Origin of the sequence: Ruegeria sp. HKCCSP346 (assembly GCF_017872595.1) — a bacterium.
GTDB lineage: Bacteria > Pseudomonadota > Alphaproteobacteria > Rhodobacterales > Rhodobacteraceae > Ruegeria.
This window is the reverse complement of sequence record NZ_JAEDOT010000001.1, coordinates 1,345,112-1,359,757: the sequence shown is the minus strand read 5'-3', so window position 1 is coordinate 1,359,757 and position 14,646 is coordinate 1,345,112. Positions and strand designations below refer to the sequence as shown.

The window sequence follows — 14,646 nt, the reverse complement described above, 5'->3', positions numbered from 1 at the left end:
AAGGATACCAGTGTCGTCCTGATCTAGACCGATCCCAATAACGCGGAGATTACCATGACCGGTTGGGTCCTATTCCTTGCAGCGCTCGTCACATTCCTTCTCAGCCACGCGATTCCGGTGCGACCCGCCATACGCGGACGGCTGATCGATACACTCGGACGCCGGGGGTATTTCACGGCCTATTCGGTTCTGTCGCTGGCCGTCCTGGCGTGGTTGATCATCGCCGCTGCCAACGCTCCTTATGTCGAGGTCATTCCGCCATTTGCGGTTTTGCGCTGGGCGCCGGTTCTGATCATGCCGGTGGTCTGCTGGCTGGCTGTTGCGGGGCTGATCATTCAGAACCCGTTCTCATTCGGAGGGCTGGGCAATCGGCCCTTTGACCCAGAGCAGCCCGGTATCCTGCGCACCACCCGACACCCGATCCTTGCCGCGCTGATGCTGTGGGCGGTGGCACATCTCCTTGCCAATGGCAGCCTGTCACATGTGATTCTGTTCGGCCTGTTTGCCGGTTTTGCAGCCATGGGCATGGCCCTTGTCGACCGGCGCAAGTCGCGGGAAATGGGCTTTGAATGGGTCCGCTTGTCCCGCAACACGGCGCGGTTCTCACTGCGCGCACCGCGGCCCTGGCCGCGTCCCGGGGTGTGGCTTGCCGCGCTGGCCGCCTATGCGGTTCTGCTTCACCTGCACGCCCCTGTGATTGGCCTGTCCCCGCTTCCGTGAACGAGGGAGTGGCCGGGCGGTGTCATGCGTGCTATTTGAAACGTCACAAACGAATTACAAGAGATCCAAGATGCATCTGGCCTATGTCACCACCACCGATCGCGGCGCGACGGACCGCCTGCTGAGCGCCGTTGCGGACCGCCTGCTGGCCTCCGGAGCAAAACTGGCCGGTGTCGTGCAAACAAACACGGAATGCGCCGACAGCAGCAAATGCGATATGGACTTGCGCGTGCTTCCCGACGGTGAAACCATCCGCATTTCGCAGTCGCTGGGCACCCAGTCGCGCGGCTGCCGTCTGGACCCGGCAGCGCTGGAACAGGCGGTGGGATATGTGACTGCCTCGCTGGAGGGCGCGCCCCAATTGCTGATCATCAACAAATTCGGCAAGCATGAATCCGATGGGCGTGGATTCCGCCCCGTGATCGGCGAAGCCCTGGCGATGGATATCCCGGTGCTGGTCGGCGTGAACGGTTTGAACGAAGAGAAATTCCAGACTTTCGCGGATGGCGCAGCGGAAGCCCTTCCGGCGGATCTGGATGCAATCGAGGCGTGGTTCAACAAGGTCTCGGAACTGCGCCCGGCGGCAGAATAGAACCTTCCAAACCCTTGGTTAAGAAACAAAAAACGGCGCTGACCAACAATCAGCGCCGTTTTTTTGATGTTGGGTGCAACTAGGTTGTCTTAAGCCTGCGGTACCCGAACAGGCCCAGAACGGCCCCGATCAAAAGCAGCCCGCTTGCGGGCAGGGGGACCGGTGCAACGACTAGATTGTCTACGTGAAACTCGCCGCAATATTGCTGACACCAGGCCGTGTTTGGCGTGGTCACGAACTGGTGTTTAAGTGATGTCGGAACGTTGTAGGTCACCAGTAGCGAGTCAATTGCCGTAAAGGCGCTGGAAAAACTCAGCGTCGTCCATGCCATTGGCCCGAAGGTCTGATTGGCCACAACCGTGCCATTCAATAAACCGGAAAAGGTTAGCGTTGGGAAGATTGTGGCCCCGCCAGTCAGCCATTGATAGTATTCAGGCGTTCCGTGAGCCGGTGCTGGTCCAGCCCCAGTTGTGTAAGCTCGCGACCAGCCTTGCAAATCAACGGTCTGCACGGTGAATTTGCCGCCATTGACAGGCTTAATAGTGGTCGTGAGTACCCCGCTATCATCGTGGAAATTAATGAAATTACCGAAGTTGTAAACGGATGCGTAGTCAAACGTAAATCCTTGGCTGGTTGCTTGGTGTGTTGTCGGCCCAGATACCGGATCGTTCGGGAAGTCGATATCAAATGTAATAGTCAGCGCATTCGCTGCGCCTGCGACACAAACGGCAAGTGCCGCCAAAAGCAGTCTCATAACATGTCCCTCGCAAATACGTGAACAGACTAGCGGGCGGTGCCCTGTTTCGCAACTTTTACGAGTCTTTGCAGCCATCATTGCGCATAAGCATGCACATAAGCTCGCGCGGGCAATGCGTTCTGGCCATCTTTGAATTCTACGGGAAAGATGGTGGGCGACCCTGGAATCGAACCAGGCGTGCGTCTCCGCGAGGGAGTTACAGTCCCCTGCCACACCTTGCGGCCTGTCGCCCACTGTCAGGCGTTGCACCTGACGTGGAGGCGTGATTACTAGCGCACCAAAGGAGCGTCAACAGGAAAATTTCGCTTTGGCGCAGGAAACCGAATTCCCGGCCCGGAGGCCTGAAAAATGAAGAAACCCAAATGGGTCGTTGAAAAGGAGCAGGCGCGCAAGGCCGCGGCTGCTGAAACCGTTTGGCTGTTCGGTCTGCATGCAGTTCGCGACGCTTTGATGAACCCCAATCGGCAGAAATTGCGCCTGATCGTAACGCGCAATGCGCGGGACAAACTGGCGGAAGCGATTGAATTCTCTGGTATCGAGCCCGAGATGGCTGATCCGCGCAAGTTCTCGGCGCCCATCGATGCAGGCTCGGTGCACCAGGGTGCCGCGTTGGAGGTGAAGCCGTTGGATTGGGGCGGACTGGCCGAAAACTGCATCGGTCGGGAAAATCCACGCGTTATCCTTCTGGACCGCGTTACGGACCCGCACAATGTCGGGGCGATTCTGCGCTCGGCCGAAGTTCTGGGTGCCAGTGCCGTCATAGGCACCCGCCACCATTCCGCGCCCGAGACCGGGGCCCTGGCAAAAACCGCCAGCGGCGCGCTGGAGCGTCAACCCTATCTGCGGATGCGCAACTTGGCCGACACAATTGTTGAACTACAGAATATGGGATTTCTGGTCCTTGGGTTGGATGGTGAAGCAGAGGTAACGATCGAAGGCGCGCTGAGCGACGGTCGGGACCGCCCCGTCGCACTTGTTCTGGGGGCGGAAGGCCCGGGATTGCGCCAAAAGACGAAGGAAACCGTGGATCAATTGGTGAAAATTGACGCAGCCGGGGGATTCGGATCGCTGAATGTCTCAAATGCGGCGGCAATCGCCTTATATGCATCCCGGCCCTGACAAAAAAAGGAGAGCGCTATTTCCGGTCCATCCAAAATTGCGACCTGCTGCTATTGCGGGACCCGGGCTGCGCTGGTCCTGAGGGGCAAAGAACGGCACGAGCTGAGCTGTTCCAGTTGTGGCGCACCTTTGCACGATCTGAAGATGCTGCCCAAGCGGAAGGCCGCGCCTGCCAAAACGGTGCGATCTGCGGTTTCTCATGCCCCTCCGCGGAAGGCCAAGCGAAAAAAGAAGAAAAAGAGCATGTTCTCGCGCGTGTTCGATGAAGCCTGGGATGTGATCGAAGACATTTTCGATTGAACGTTTTTGGGTGAAGATCGTTCACATCCACGTCAACAGGGGTTCCGCATGCAGCAAAAAATTGCATCTTGATTCCCCAGTGATTTCAGATTCTGACATGGCAATGCTGACCCGACGTTCCACACTTGGCGCGCTGTGCGCTTTTTTTCTGGCGCCTGCCACGTATGCGCAGGAAAGGCCCGTTTACTACGCCACCGAAGGGGTGGCGTTGGCCGGGTATGACGCCGTGTCCTATTTCGACGGTTCTACGCCGATCATGGGCATGCCCGAGAATTCCGTGATGTGGAAAGGGGCGCGGTGGCATTTCACCTCGCAGGAGAACCGCGAGCTGTTCGAAAGCAATCCCCGTGCTTTCGCGCCGCAGTTCGGCGGGTATTGTTCATATGCAATGGCGATGGGCGTTCTGAAGAGCTCGGACCCCAAGGCCTGGAAAGTCGTGGATGGTCGTCTGTACCTGACACACTCGATCGAGATCGAAGAAATCTGGAAGCAGGATCAGGCAGAATACATTGAGTTGGCTGAAGAAAACTGGCCGGCAATCCTCTATCACGAATGAGCGGGAATCAGCTAATTGTGAAGAGTCATCACAAAAATGCGCCGCCCCTCTTTTTTTTAACAAATATATGCCTAAATGTCACAGTGACCGCGGAATGGAACTGCCGCGGGTCATTTCACTGTCCCTCGTTCCAACAACTGGCGCCCAAGGTTTCTTGGGCGCTTTTTTCTTTTTGGAACCCTGCTAAGGATAGGGCATGCCAGACTATTCCGATCAGCACCTGAGAACCATTCTGCAACGCACCAAGTCCGTTGCCGTTGTCGGGGTGTCCATGAACCCGGTGCGGCCCAGCTACTACGTCGCCCGCTACCTGTCGTTGAAAGGGTTCAACGTGATCCCGGTCAATCCGGGCCATGCCGGGAACGACCTGTTTGGCCAGACGGTACGCGGCAGCCTTTCGGAGATATCCGAACCCGTGGACATGGTAGACATCTTCCGACGGTCCGAATCCGTGCCGCCCATTGTGGACGAAGCGCTGGAGGGGTTCCCGTCCCTCGGAACGATCTGGATGCAGATCGGGGTTGAACACCCTGAAGCGGCAGCCAAGGCCGAGGCCCGCGGTGTGGACGTCGTGATGAACCGCTGTCCGAAGATCGAGTATCAGCGCCTGTTTGGCGAGCTGCGCATGGGTGGGTTTTCCACCGGGATCATCTCGTCCAAGCTTTAGGGCGTTGCTGGCTGATAGGGTTTCAGGCGGGCAACCTGTTCCTGTCGTCGTTTTTCCAGCACCACGTCCCGAGGGACCCAATCATATCGGGTATCCTCGACCAGAGGTGACCAGAACAAAACCCCGCCATAGCGCCACGGATCCAGCACGACGCCCTCATACAGCGATTCACCCTTGCGACTGATAATCGCGGTGCTGTGGTCGATCCTCAACGGATTGTCGGCGTTGGCGATGGCGCGGTGCAATTCCAGCGTCTGGAAGTTTTCCTGTTTCAGACGACGCTCGATATCCTCGGCCCAATGCCAGCACAGACCACGCGGGCGCAATCCCTTGTTGACCTTCGCATTGTGGATCAGCGGCGGGTCGGTGATCTGGTATTCGTCCACCAGCTGCGCGGTATAGGAATAGGCGACTTGCGCCGCCCGGCGGGCTTCTTCCGGATCGATATCCGGGCCAAGACGCTGAATCTCGGCTGTCAGGCGTTGCACCTCATCCCCGGTCGAAGGGGGAGGCGCCGCACATGCCGCAACGATGGCAAGCGTTGCCACAAGCATCAAAATTCGGATCATGTCGCGCCCTCGGCCTGTCATTCTGACGCCCGAGTATAGCGGGCGTTGCGGCGGCGCGGAACCCGGCCGTTACCCTTTGGGGCGGGCGGCTTTTTCGGCAATGCCGCTGATGCCCTGACGGCGCGCAAGTTCGGCCAGAACATCCTCCAGCGCCACGTCCCGGGCGGCCAGCATGACCAGCAGGTGATACAGCACGTCTGCGGCTTCGGCGGTCAGCTTGGCCTGATCGCCCTTTGTGGCTTCGATGATGGCTTCGATGGCTTCTTCACCAAATTTCTCGGCGCATTTCTCAGGACCCTTTGCAAGCAGCTTGGCTGTCCAGCTTGAATCGGGATCAGCCCCTTTACGCGCCTTAATCGTGGCAGCAAGGTCGTGCAGAATGCTCATGTCAGCCTCATCGGAATGCCTGCGGCGGCCATATGCTCTTTGGCTTCGCGGATCGTGTATTCTCCGAAATGGAAGATCGAGGCTGCAAGCACCGCACTTGCGCCACCTTGGGTGACGCCTTCGACCAGATGGTCCAGTTTACCGACACCGCCGCTTGCGATCACGGGCACATCCACGGAATCGGAAATCGCGCGGGTCAGGGGCAGGTTGAAGCCAGCCTTGGTGCCGTCGCGGTCCATCGAGGTCAGCAGAATTTCCCCGGCGCCTTTGGCGACAACAGTTTTTGCGAACTCGACCGCATCAATGCCCGTTGACTTGCGGCCGCCATGCGTGAAAATCTCCCACTTTCCGGGGCTGACCGTCTTGGCGTCGATGGCGCAGACGATGCACTGGCTGCCGAATTGATCTGCTGATTCCGCGATCACGTCGGGATTGGCGACGGCTGCCGAGTTGAAGCTGACCTTGTCTGCCCCCGCCAGCAACAGGGCGCGGACATCATCCTTGGTGCGAACTCCGCCGCCGACTGTCAGAGGTACAAAGCACTGCTCGGCGGTGCGCTGTACCACATCGAACATGGTGCCGCGGTTTTCGTGGGTTGCGTGGATATCAAGAAAACAGATTTCGTCCGCGCCTGCGGCGTCATACGCCTTGGCCGATTCCACGGGATCGCCCGCATCGCGCAGACCGACGAAATTCACGCCTTTGACCACGCGGCCATCGGCAACATCAAGGCAGGGAATGATCCGGGTCTTCAGCATCTGATCGTCCTTCGTTGCCGAACCTTTACCGACAAAGCGCCGCCGATGCCACAGACGTTTTGCCGCCCATGGCCCTGGTAGCACGGGCCATGGGCGGAGCGGGGGGCTTAGTGATCCCGGTTCTTCAGCAGTTTCAGTGCCGAAAGCAGGTTTGCCTTACCATCGGTCCATGGCAGCGCTCCGTCGGTTTCGACGATTTGCCAGTTTCCATCCTGTGCAAAACTCTCAATTCGGGATTTGTCGGGGCTCAGGATCACAACGCTGCTGGTGGCGGCTCCGGTTTCAACCTGCTCTTTACCCACGGCCAGCTGCTGATGCGCAGCGGTCAGGTTCAGGCTGTCGGCAATTCGGGCCAAAGGCTGGACCAGATCGTAGAACCGGTTTGTGATGTGGAACACCAAAACCCCATCATCGGCCAGGCGGCTGGTGTACATCTCTACCGCCTCGCGTGTGATCAGGTGAAGCGGAATCGCGTCCGAGCTGTACGCATCCAAAACCAGGATATCGAAGGCAAAAGGCTTTTGCTTCAGAACGATCCGGGCGTCACCCAGATGGGTCTCGGAATCGGGCGTGCATTCCGACAGATAGGTGAACAGCGAAGGGTCGCGTGCGATCTGGTCAACGGTCGCGTCGATCTCGAAGAAGTCCCAGTTTTGAGCAGGCTGCCGATAGCAGGCCAGTGCACCTGTTCCAAGACCGACAATTCCGATGCTGTTGGATTGCTTGCCGAAGTCCGACGTGATGACCTGCGCCATCGGTCCTTCGGGGTGATAATAGGACAGCGGTGTGGGTCGAGTGCCATATTCGGATTCGCGTTGCCAGCCATGCACCGTGGTGCCGTTCTTGTAAAGACGGTAGCCCTTGCTTGAATACACGGAATGCACGCCGAAAAAGCTGCGATCTTCGAACACCGGATTGTTCTTTACCGCAAATGCGGGAAGCAGAACGACGGTAAGAACCACAGGGATACGCATGGCCTGCGCCCGGAACAGGTACAGCACTGCGAATATCAGCAAGAACAGCGCGCCTGCACGCGGGATATCCGCGCTCAGCGCCGCGACGCCGCGTGTCGCACCTGCGATGACGAGGATGAAAACACTTGCCGCGATGCCCATGATGACATGGCGAAGGGCAAATCCCGGGGCGCGGACAAGAAACAAGCCTCCGGCCAGAATCATGGTGATTGGCGCCTCCAACTCACGTGTGAAGGCAATCGGCGCAACGATCGAGTTGAACAGCCCGCCAATTGCTCCGCCCATGGAAAGGGCGATGTAGAACACGGTCAATTGCTCGGCGGATGGGCGCATGTCGTACAGCAGGCGGTGCGCAAAAAGGGCGATGATGAACAACACCGGGACATAGAGCAGAATAACCACCGGCGCGTCATGCTCGCTGACCACCTTGGACACCAGTAAGACACCCGCCGCCAGCGCCGCCAGCATGGGCAGGTTCAAGGCGTCAAGCGTCAGGTGTTTCCATTTGGCAAACGCGATGATGAAGGACAGGATATAGACCGCCAGCGGAACAACCCAGATCAACGGGAGAGCACCCAGATCCGTGCTAACCCGCGTTGTGAAGGACAGCATCAAGGAAGAGGGGATGAAGGCGACGAACACCCAGACAGCGATCTGCCGCAGGGTCGGGAAACTGGCCTTGAGCGCCGTTTGAACCGACGGCTTCGTGTGCCGTGATCCCCGCAAGGCGATCATGCCACTGCCAAGCAAAAGCGCGCCGAGCAGCACGAAGCCGACCAGCCAGGCACGGCTGATCTCGGCTGCGCCAAAAAAAGGATCCGCAACCAGGGGGAAGGCCAACAACGCCAGCAAGGATCCGACATTGCTGGCGCTGTAGAGGAAATACGGATCATCCGCCGAAGGCCCGCCCGACCTGGCGTACCAGGCCTGCAACAGGGGCGCATTTGCCGACAATACCGCAAAAGGTACACCCACACCTACGGCGAACAGGCCAAGCGTTTGCAGCGCGGTCGAGGTCGAGGCGTCATAGCTCCAGCTTTCGCTGGTGGACAGCGGCAGGAAAGTCAGCGCCGCCACCCAAAAGGCAAAATGGGCGATGATCTGCCAGCGCAAGGGCAGAAACTTGGTCAACAGGTGCGCGTAAACATACCCGAGTATCAGCACCACTTGGAAAAACAGCATTGCGGTCGTCCAGACCGCCGGGGCACCGCCGATCTTGGGAAGAACCAGTTTGGCAAAAAGCGGCTGGACAAAGAACAGCAGACTGGCGCTCGTGAAAATCGCCGCGCAGAAGATCGCAATGGTTGCCGATGCGATTCTGGACGTCTTGGGAACGTCTAGGTTGGAAATACTCACGTTTGCCACCCGGGTTGTTGTATTTGACGAAGGAGTTAAGCGGGGATTCCGCCCGAATTATGGCTCAACACAGTAAAATGTTTGGCTTCTGGTCGGATTGTTCTCGAAAGCAAGGGTAAAATGGGCGTCATCAATTCTGGCAAAGCTTTGCTGATGCCAGACTTGTGATTGTCAGATTTCCAAAACCTGTGAGAATTGGAGTGAATATTACAGAAGGAATACCGACATGCGTAGCTTGATACTTGCTTCAATTTTTTCGCTCGGAGGGGCTTTGGCCGCCATGGCTGACGACATCATCAAAGTTCAAACGAACAAATCCGTAGCCGAGGCGCTGGATGCGCTGGAAGCAGCGGTTGGCAACGCAGGGGCCACTGTCTTCGCCCGTATCGACCACGCGGCCGGGGCGGAAAAGGTCGGTACGCCCATTCCGGCCAATCAAGTGCTGATTTTCGGCAATCCTGCGCTGGGCACGCCGGCCATGCAGATCGATCCGCGTGCAGGATTGTTCCTGCCGCTCAAGGTGCAGGCGTATGAGGATGGGAACGGTCAGGTCTGGTTGGCCTATGAAGACCCCAAGGAAACGATGGACGAGCTGGATGACGTCGAAAAGTCACCTGTAGTCGAGAAGATGCGCGGTGCGCTCGCCAAGTTGACCGCTGCGGCCGCGGGTTAGACCTTTTGGGTCATGTGCTTGCGCTTTTCAAACGCGCAAGCGCGTTTCGCGCGATCAGGATGTGAAATGGCAGGATCGCAGCCAGGTACAGGCGCCCGCCAAGGTTATGGCGTCGGACCCATGTGGCCAGCGAGATGCGGCCGTTTTCCGACAGGACGGACACCCGGAAATCCAGGTGGCGATCGTTGAATCCTGCGATCACCTCGGTCCTGCCATCATGTTCGACCGGGAAGATCCCCAGCTTGTCGTCAGCATCCGGGCCGGTCGTGCTGAGGCCAAAGGGTGTCACCAACAGGCCGCGCAGCCGAACCAATGCCAGCGCCCATCCGGGGAACGCGGTGATGATTTCCGCGGCCCGGCGCGGCGGAAGATTGGATTCAACACTGAAGCAGTCCAGAAAGTCGCCGGTTTTGAATCGTTCGTTCAGCAGGCTGTGCGCGGACAGTTCGGAACGCTTTACCGGCGAATGAAACATAAAGCTATCCTCTGAGCGCGGTCAGAGCCTCTTTCAGATCAATCGCTCCATCATAAAGCGCGCGGCCGGAAATGGCACCGTTCAAAGCTGCGCCACAATCGCGCAGGGCGATCAGATCGGCGATCGAGGACACGCCGCCAGATGCGATGACCGGAATATCGACCGATTTGGCAAGCTCTGCGGTGGCCTCGACATTGGGGCCCTGCATCGCGCCGTCCCGGTTGATGTCGGTGTATATGATCGCAGCGACGCCCGCGTCTTCGAAGCTGCGGGCCAGATCGGTTACCTGAACGTCGGTTTCTTCGGCCCAACCCTTGGTGGCAACCAGACCGTTGCGCGCGTCGATGCCCACGGCGACCTTGCCGGGAAAGGCTTTGGCCGCTTCGCGCACCAGATCGGGGTTCTCGACCGCGACCGTGCCCAGAATCACGCGGGCCAGGCCTTTGTCGATCCAGGTCTCGATGGTGGACATGTCGCGGATGCCGCCTCCCAATTGCGCGGGCACGTCGCAGGCTTTCAGAATCGCTTCGACCGGGGCGGCGTTGACCGGCTCACCTGCAAAAGCGCCGTTCAGATCGACCAGGTGCAGCCAATCGCACCCGGCCTCGACAAAGGCGCGGGCCTGCGCGGCGGGGTCTTCGTTGAACACGGTGGCCTTGTCCATTTCACCACGCAGCAGGCGCACGGCATTGCCGTCTTTGAGGTCGATGGCGGGGTAGAGGATCATGTCGGGCGGCCCTATATCTGTGTTGCACGCGCGGGATATCGCACAGGCGGGGCAGGGGATGCAACGCGACGCTGGGTCATTCTTGCCCGCAGCTGGTTGCCGGGTCAGACTGCCATCAAAACAGGGAGACAATCATGAAGAAATTTACGTTTGCAGCGGGTTTGATGTTTCTTGCGACCAGCGCGATGGCTGCGGATCCCGTCGACGGTCTGTGGAAGACTGCACCCGGTGATACCGGCGGCTATCTGCACGTGACGATTTCCGGATGCGGCAGTGCGATCTGCGGAACCATCGACAGCGCCTTTGATGCGGATGGCAACGAGCAGCTGGAATATGAAAACCTGGGCAAGCAGATCATTTGGGACATGGTGCCCGATGGCGGCGGAAGCTATGATAGCGGCAAGATCTGGGCACCGGACCGGAACAAGACATACAATTCAAAAATGTCACTGGACGGCCAGAACAAACTGACCGTCAAGGGATGTGTGGCGGGCGGTCTGATCTGCCGCGGTCAAACCTGGACGCGTGTTCAGTAAGCCTCAGGGTTTCCAGGTCAGGAAGTTGCCCAGCATGCGCAGGCCAACGTCCTGGCTTTTCTCGGGGTGAAACTGCATTCCAACCATCGTGTCGCGGCCAATGACGGCCGTGACCTCCTGCCCGTAGTCCACATAAGCCAATCTCTGTGCCGGGTCGGACACCCGGAAGTGGTACGAGTGGACGAAATAGGTGTGATCGCCGGATTTCACCCCGTTGAACACCGGGTGATCGCTGTCCAGAACAAGATCGTTCCAGCCCATATGCGGAACTTTCAGCGATGTGTCTGACGGCTCGATCCTGACGACATCGCCGGCAATCCAGTCCAGACCATCCGTTTCGCTGTATTCATGGCCTTTGGTTGCCATCAACTGCATCCCCACACAGATGCCCAGAAACGGGCGGCCTTTCTGTTCGACCGCCTCGACCATCGCGTCATAGATGCCCTTGTGCCCACGCAATTCGGCAGCGCATGCCGGAAACGCCCCGTCGCCCGGCAGAACCAAGCGATCCGCGCGTGCCACAACATCCGCGTCCGAGGTGACGACAACCTCACCGGCGCCGACCTCTTGCGCCATGCGCTGAAACGCTTTTTCCGCCGAGTGCAGGTTGCCGCTTTCGTAGTCGATAATGGCGGTCAGCATTTACAACGCGCCTTTGGTCGACGGAATCGCATCTGCCTTGCGCGGATCGGTTTCAACGGCGTCGCGCAGCGCGCGCGCGACGGCCTTGAATGCGGCCTCGGCGATGTGGTGGCTGTTGAAGCCGTGCAACTGGTCGATATGCAGCGTGATGCCGCCATGGGTGCTGAGCGCCTGAAAGAACTCGCGCACAAGTTCTGTGTCGAATGCACCGATTTTCTGCGTCGGCAGGTCCACATTCCAGATCAAATAGGGGCGGCCGGACAGGTCCAGCGCACAGCGAACCTGAGCGTCATCCATCGGTAGGTGGCATTCTCCGTACCGCCGGATACCCTTTTTGTCGCCCAGGGCCTGCGTCAAAGCCTGCCCCAGCGCGATGCCGGTATCTTCGACCGTGTGGTGATCATCAATGTGGTAATCGCCCTTGGCGCGGATCGTCATGTCGATCAGCGAATGGCGCGCCAGTTGATCCAGCATGTGATCAAAAAATCCAACTCCGGTCTGATTTTCATACATGCCGGTGCCATCCAGATTGATCTCGACCGAAATTTCGGTTTCGGCAGTCTGGCGGCTGATCTTTGCGCTGCGCATGGGCGAATTCCTTTTGCTACAGGCGCGCTTATAGACGGGGAAGGTCGGGGTTTTCCAGACCGCGCGTTGCGAACGCTGCAAACTGTTGCAGGGGATTGCGCCCGGCTTGGCCCCGTGTCAGCTTGTCAACAATACGAACCGATAGGGTCAAACCATGTCCACCTGCGTTTTCATCCAGATCCGTTGCAAGCCCGGAACCACCTACAAGGTCGCCGAGGAAATCGCCCTGCGCGAAATCCATTCTGAACTGCATTCCACCAGCGGTGAATATGATCTGCTGCTCAAGCTATATATCCCCGAGACCGAGGATGTGGGCCATTTCATCAACGAACACCTGCTGGTGATTCCCAATATCGAACGCTCGCTGACCACAATGACGTTCAAGGCTTTTTAACCCAGTTCGAATGAGGTGACGCCAAAGACACGGCTCAGATCGATATCCGGCTCGTGGCCGGAATACATCCGGGCCGTTTCAAACACCTTTTCCAACCCCAGCTTTTCGGCAAGCGCAATCGCGGCCGTGTTGGGCAAAGGCATGTCAATGAAAACGGCCTCCTGTGAATGGTGGGGTGGCACGGTTTCCAGCAAACCGGCCAGCAGGGCTTTGGCGATGCTCTCGCGATCTGCAAAAAGCGGCCCGATCTTGTAACCTGTCTGGCAGGGGCGCAACGTTGCATACCCCTTGATCCGACCATCCTCGGAATACACGCGGGACATATGGCCCGGCGCGCTGATCCAGCCCTGCAAGAACGCGTCGCGGCGGGCCGGAAAAAGGTGCCGGTCGTAGGCGAACAAAGCCTCGGACGCCGCCGTCAGGGGATCAACGCCGGTTGATGGGGTCAGAGCCTGCTGCAACTTCTCTATAGTCCCCGTGAAACGATAGTTGTTATAGGCAAAGGAAAAACCGGACTTGCGGTAGTTATCCTGCTGCTCGACGACCCCATCCAGGCCGATATTGCCCGCATTGCAGTTTTCCAAGGCGTGCTGCCAGATTTTCAGCCCGTGGCTTGATCCGCGAAACTCGGGCCGGACGATGTAGAAGCCAAGGAACGCAAACGCGTCATCATACTGAACGACCGAGATGGAAGCGATCATTTCGCCATCCAGGAACCCGCCGAGAAACCCGCGAGTATCCGTGCCGTGGAAGCAACGAGCATCGTGATGCCCCGGGTTCCACCCTTCGCGCCCGGCCCAATCGACGGCCTTTTGGACCTCGTCAACGGTAAGAGGGCGGATGACGTAATCAGACATGGGTGAATCCTGCGTTGGGCAATGCAACCAGAATGACGCAATGTCATGTGAAGAACCAGCATGTATGGAGAATTTCGTATCTGGAGCGGGCGAGGCGATTCGAACGCCCGACCCTAACCTTGGCAAGGTTATGCTCTACCCCTGAGCTACGCCCGCATCAGATACATATGTGGTCCGAAGACCTCTCAATGGAGCGGGCGAGGCGATTCGAACGCCCGACCCTAACCTTGGCAAGGTTATGCTCTACCCCTGAGCTACGCCCGCGCCGTTGAGTGAGGAGGGATTTATAAATTCCCACGCGGGGCTGCAAGCGGAAAAACACAAAAAAGAGGAAAAATATTTCGACGGAACCTGGCATCCGGCCCGTTCAATCTCGAACACGGATCAAAAAAGGACACAGGCAGAGGGGCTTTCATGATTTCTGTTGCAGACATGAAGATAATGGCGCTGGCCGCAATGATCTTGCTGGTCACTGCGATGCCGAAATCGGACGATCACGAACACAACCGGATCACGCCCGTTTTGTTGAAAGCGCCCCTTGTGATGACGACGGATCTGACCGGATAACACCCGCCAGCCGACCTACAGCGCCAGAATCAGGTTGGCGATGGCCGCAACCAGAATGGCCAGGAACGTCAGGCTCATGCCAGCCTGCCGCAGGATGACGATCTGGGGCGTGCGCCCGAATCCGTACGCGTGCAGCAGACGCCCGGCCAGCAACATCAAGCCCAGTATATGCAAAAGCAATCCGCCCGCTCCCTGCAATTCCACCATGGCGATCAGCAAAAGGGCGATAGGGGCGTATTCGGCGCAATTGGAATGTGTCCGTATCGCCTTGATCATCAATTTGCTGCCCCCATCCCCGACTGAGATTTTGTCGCTGCGGCGCTGAAGGATCACTTTGACGCTGAGTGCCACGTAAAGAATAGCGATCAGGGCCGCATAGATCGGGGTGATGGCAAGCATGGTGGGTCTCCGTTCCAGCATGAAAAAAGGGCC

Annotated in this window: 20 protein-coding genes and 3 tRNA genes; 9 read left to right on the top strand and 14 right to left on the bottom strand. The window is 58.3% G+C overall.

All coding sequences use genetic code 11. The annotated features are described in order from the left end of the window. Positions 1-54: 54 nt before the first annotated feature. Entirely contained in the window at positions 55-720 is a 666-nt protein-coding gene (locus tag I9185_RS06805) for an NnrU family protein (protein WP_171722897.1), read from the top strand. 70 nt (positions 721-790) lie between these two features. Further along, entirely contained in the window at positions 791-1,312 is a 522-nt protein-coding gene (locus I9185_RS06800) for a DUF2478 domain-containing protein (protein ID WP_171114871.1), read from the top strand. 79 nt (positions 1,313-1,391) lie between these two features. Here the strand turns inward: I9185_RS06800 and I9185_RS06795 are convergent, their stop codons facing one another. Continuing rightward, positions 1,392-2,066, bottom strand: a complete 675-nt coding sequence (locus tag I9185_RS06795) for a VPLPA-CTERM sorting domain-containing protein (protein ID WP_210092643.1) — start codon at positions 2,064-2,066, stop codon at positions 1,392-1,394. Positions 2,067-2,217: 151 nt separating this feature from the next. Beyond that, positions 2,218-2,301 (bottom strand) — tRNA-Tyr (locus I9185_RS06790). Positions 2,302-2,417: 116 nt separating this feature from the next. Between I9185_RS06790 and rlmB the strand changes: the two genes are divergently transcribed. The 3 genes from rlmB to I9185_RS06775 all read left to right on the top strand — a co-directional run bounded on the left by rlmB (position 2,418) and on the right by I9185_RS06775 (position 4,711). Beyond that, positions 2,418-3,188 carry a 23S rRNA (guanosine(2251)-2'-O)-methyltransferase RlmB gene (rlmB, locus tag I9185_RS06785; RefSeq protein WP_171630944.1) on the top strand — a complete coding sequence of 257 codons (771 nt, stop codon included), beginning with the start codon at positions 2,418-2,420 and terminating at the stop codon, positions 3,186-3,188. A gap of 397 nt (positions 3,189-3,585) precedes the next feature. Then, on the top strand, positions 3,586-4,044 hold the full coding sequence (locus tag I9185_RS06780) for a YHS domain-containing (seleno)protein (RefSeq protein ID WP_171630946.1): 459 nt from the start codon (positions 3,586-3,588) through the stop codon (positions 4,042-4,044). Positions 4,045-4,240: 196 nt separating this feature from the next. Then, on the top strand, positions 4,241-4,711 hold the full coding sequence (locus I9185_RS06775; protein ID WP_171630948.1) for a CoA-binding protein: 471 nt from the start codon (positions 4,241-4,243) through the stop codon (positions 4,709-4,711). Here the strand turns inward: I9185_RS06775 and I9185_RS06770 are convergent. From I9185_RS06770 to I9185_RS06755, 4 genes are all read right to left on the bottom strand, one after another. After that, positions 4,708-5,280 (bottom strand): hypothetical protein, encoded by a 573-nt coding sequence (locus tag I9185_RS06770; RefSeq protein WP_171114881.1) that lies wholly within the window; start codon positions 5,278-5,280, stop codon positions 4,708-4,710. The genes I9185_RS06775 and I9185_RS06770 overlap by 4 nt on opposite strands. Positions 5,281-5,349: 69 nt before the next feature. Beyond that, complete coding sequence (locus I9185_RS06765; RefSeq protein WP_171630951.1) at positions 5,350-5,667, bottom strand: phosphoribosyl-ATP diphosphatase; 318 nt, start codon at positions 5,665-5,667, stop codon at positions 5,350-5,352. After that, positions 5,664-6,425 carry an imidazole glycerol phosphate synthase subunit HisF gene (hisF, locus tag I9185_RS06760; protein ID WP_210092642.1) on the bottom strand — a complete coding sequence of 254 codons (762 nt, stop codon included), beginning with the start codon at positions 6,423-6,425 and terminating at the stop codon, positions 5,664-5,666. Before hisF ends, I9185_RS06765 begins: the two co-directional genes overlap by 4 nt. A gap of 107 nt (positions 6,426-6,532) precedes the next feature. Further along, entirely contained in the window at positions 6,533-8,755 is a 2,223-nt protein-coding gene (locus tag I9185_RS06755; protein WP_348539718.1) for a fused MFS/spermidine synthase, read from the bottom strand. Between the two features lie 226 nt (positions 8,756-8,981). Between I9185_RS06755 and I9185_RS06750 the strand changes: the two genes are divergently transcribed. After that, on the top strand, positions 8,982-9,428 hold the full coding sequence (locus I9185_RS06750) for a DUF302 domain-containing protein (RefSeq protein ID WP_245223420.1): 447 nt from the start codon (positions 8,982-8,984) through the stop codon (positions 9,426-9,428). A 10-nt stretch (positions 9,429-9,438) separates the two neighbouring features. On the opposite strand, the gene I9185_RS06745 is transcribed toward I9185_RS06750, so the two are convergent. Both I9185_RS06745 and hisA read right to left on the bottom strand, forming a co-directional pair. Further along, entirely contained in the window at positions 9,439-9,903 is a 465-nt protein-coding gene (locus I9185_RS06745) for a DUF2867 domain-containing protein (protein WP_209832496.1), read from the bottom strand. A 4-nt stretch (positions 9,904-9,907) separates the two neighbouring features. Further along, positions 9,908-10,630, bottom strand: coding sequence for a 1-(5-phosphoribosyl)-5-[(5-phosphoribosylamino)methylideneamino]imidazole-4-carboxamide isomerase (gene hisA, locus I9185_RS06740; protein WP_210092641.1), 723 nt, complete (start codon positions 10,628-10,630; stop codon positions 9,908-9,910). Positions 10,631-10,764: 134 nt separating this feature from the next. Here hisA and I9185_RS06735 point away from each other — a divergent pair, with 134 nt between their 5' ends. Then, the gene (locus tag I9185_RS06735) at positions 10,765-11,166 is read left to right on the top strand and encodes a DUF2147 domain-containing protein (RefSeq protein ID WP_171722904.1); all 402 of its coding nucleotides are present in this window, start codon (positions 10,765-10,767) and stop codon (positions 11,164-11,166) included. Positions 11,167-11,169: 3 nt separating this feature from the next. On the opposite strand, the gene hisH is transcribed toward I9185_RS06735, so the two are convergent. Both hisH and hisB read right to left on the bottom strand, forming a co-directional pair. Continuing rightward, a complete protein-coding gene (gene hisH, locus I9185_RS06730; RefSeq protein ID WP_170343693.1) occupies positions 11,170-11,808 on the bottom strand; it encodes an imidazole glycerol phosphate synthase subunit HisH in 639 nt (212 codons plus the stop codon). Next, positions 11,809-12,396, bottom strand: coding sequence for an imidazoleglycerol-phosphate dehydratase HisB (gene hisB / locus I9185_RS06725; RefSeq protein ID WP_210092640.1), 588 nt, complete (start codon positions 12,394-12,396; stop codon positions 11,809-11,811). It lies immediately after the preceding gene. A gap of 154 nt (positions 12,397-12,550) precedes the next feature. Between hisB and I9185_RS06720 the strand changes: the two genes are divergently transcribed. After that, positions 12,551-12,790 carry an Lrp/AsnC ligand binding domain-containing protein gene (locus tag I9185_RS06720; protein WP_210092639.1) on the top strand — a complete coding sequence of 80 codons (240 nt, stop codon included), beginning with the start codon at positions 12,551-12,553 and terminating at the stop codon, positions 12,788-12,790. On the opposite strand, the gene I9185_RS06715 is transcribed toward I9185_RS06720, so the two are convergent. The 3 genes from I9185_RS06715 to I9185_RS06705 all read right to left on the bottom strand — a co-directional run bounded on the left by I9185_RS06715 (position 12,787) and on the right by I9185_RS06705 (position 13,911). Next, positions 12,787-13,647 carry a GNAT family N-acetyltransferase gene (locus I9185_RS06715; protein ID WP_210092638.1) on the bottom strand — a complete coding sequence of 287 codons (861 nt, stop codon included), beginning with the start codon at positions 13,645-13,647 and terminating at the stop codon, positions 12,787-12,789. The two genes, I9185_RS06720 and I9185_RS06715, sit on opposite strands and share 4 nt — an antisense overlap. An 81-nt stretch (positions 13,648-13,728) precedes the next feature. Further along, a tRNA-Gly gene (locus I9185_RS06710) sits at positions 13,729-13,803 on the bottom strand. Between the two features lie 33 nt (positions 13,804-13,836). After that, positions 13,837-13,911, bottom strand: a tRNA-Gly gene (locus tag I9185_RS06705). A 150-nt stretch (positions 13,912-14,061) separates the two neighbouring features. On the opposite strand from I9185_RS06705, the gene I9185_RS06700 reads away from it, so the two are divergent. After that, complete coding sequence (locus I9185_RS06700; RefSeq protein WP_171167198.1) at positions 14,062-14,214, top strand: hypothetical protein; 153 nt, start codon at positions 14,062-14,064, stop codon at positions 14,212-14,214. A 15-nt stretch (positions 14,215-14,229) separates the two neighbouring features. Here the strand turns inward: I9185_RS06700 and I9185_RS06695 are convergent, their stop codons facing one another. Next, a complete protein-coding gene (locus I9185_RS06695) occupies positions 14,230-14,613 on the bottom strand; it encodes an MAPEG family protein (protein WP_171630974.1) in 384 nt (127 codons plus the stop codon). Positions 14,614-14,646: the final 33 nt, after the last annotated feature.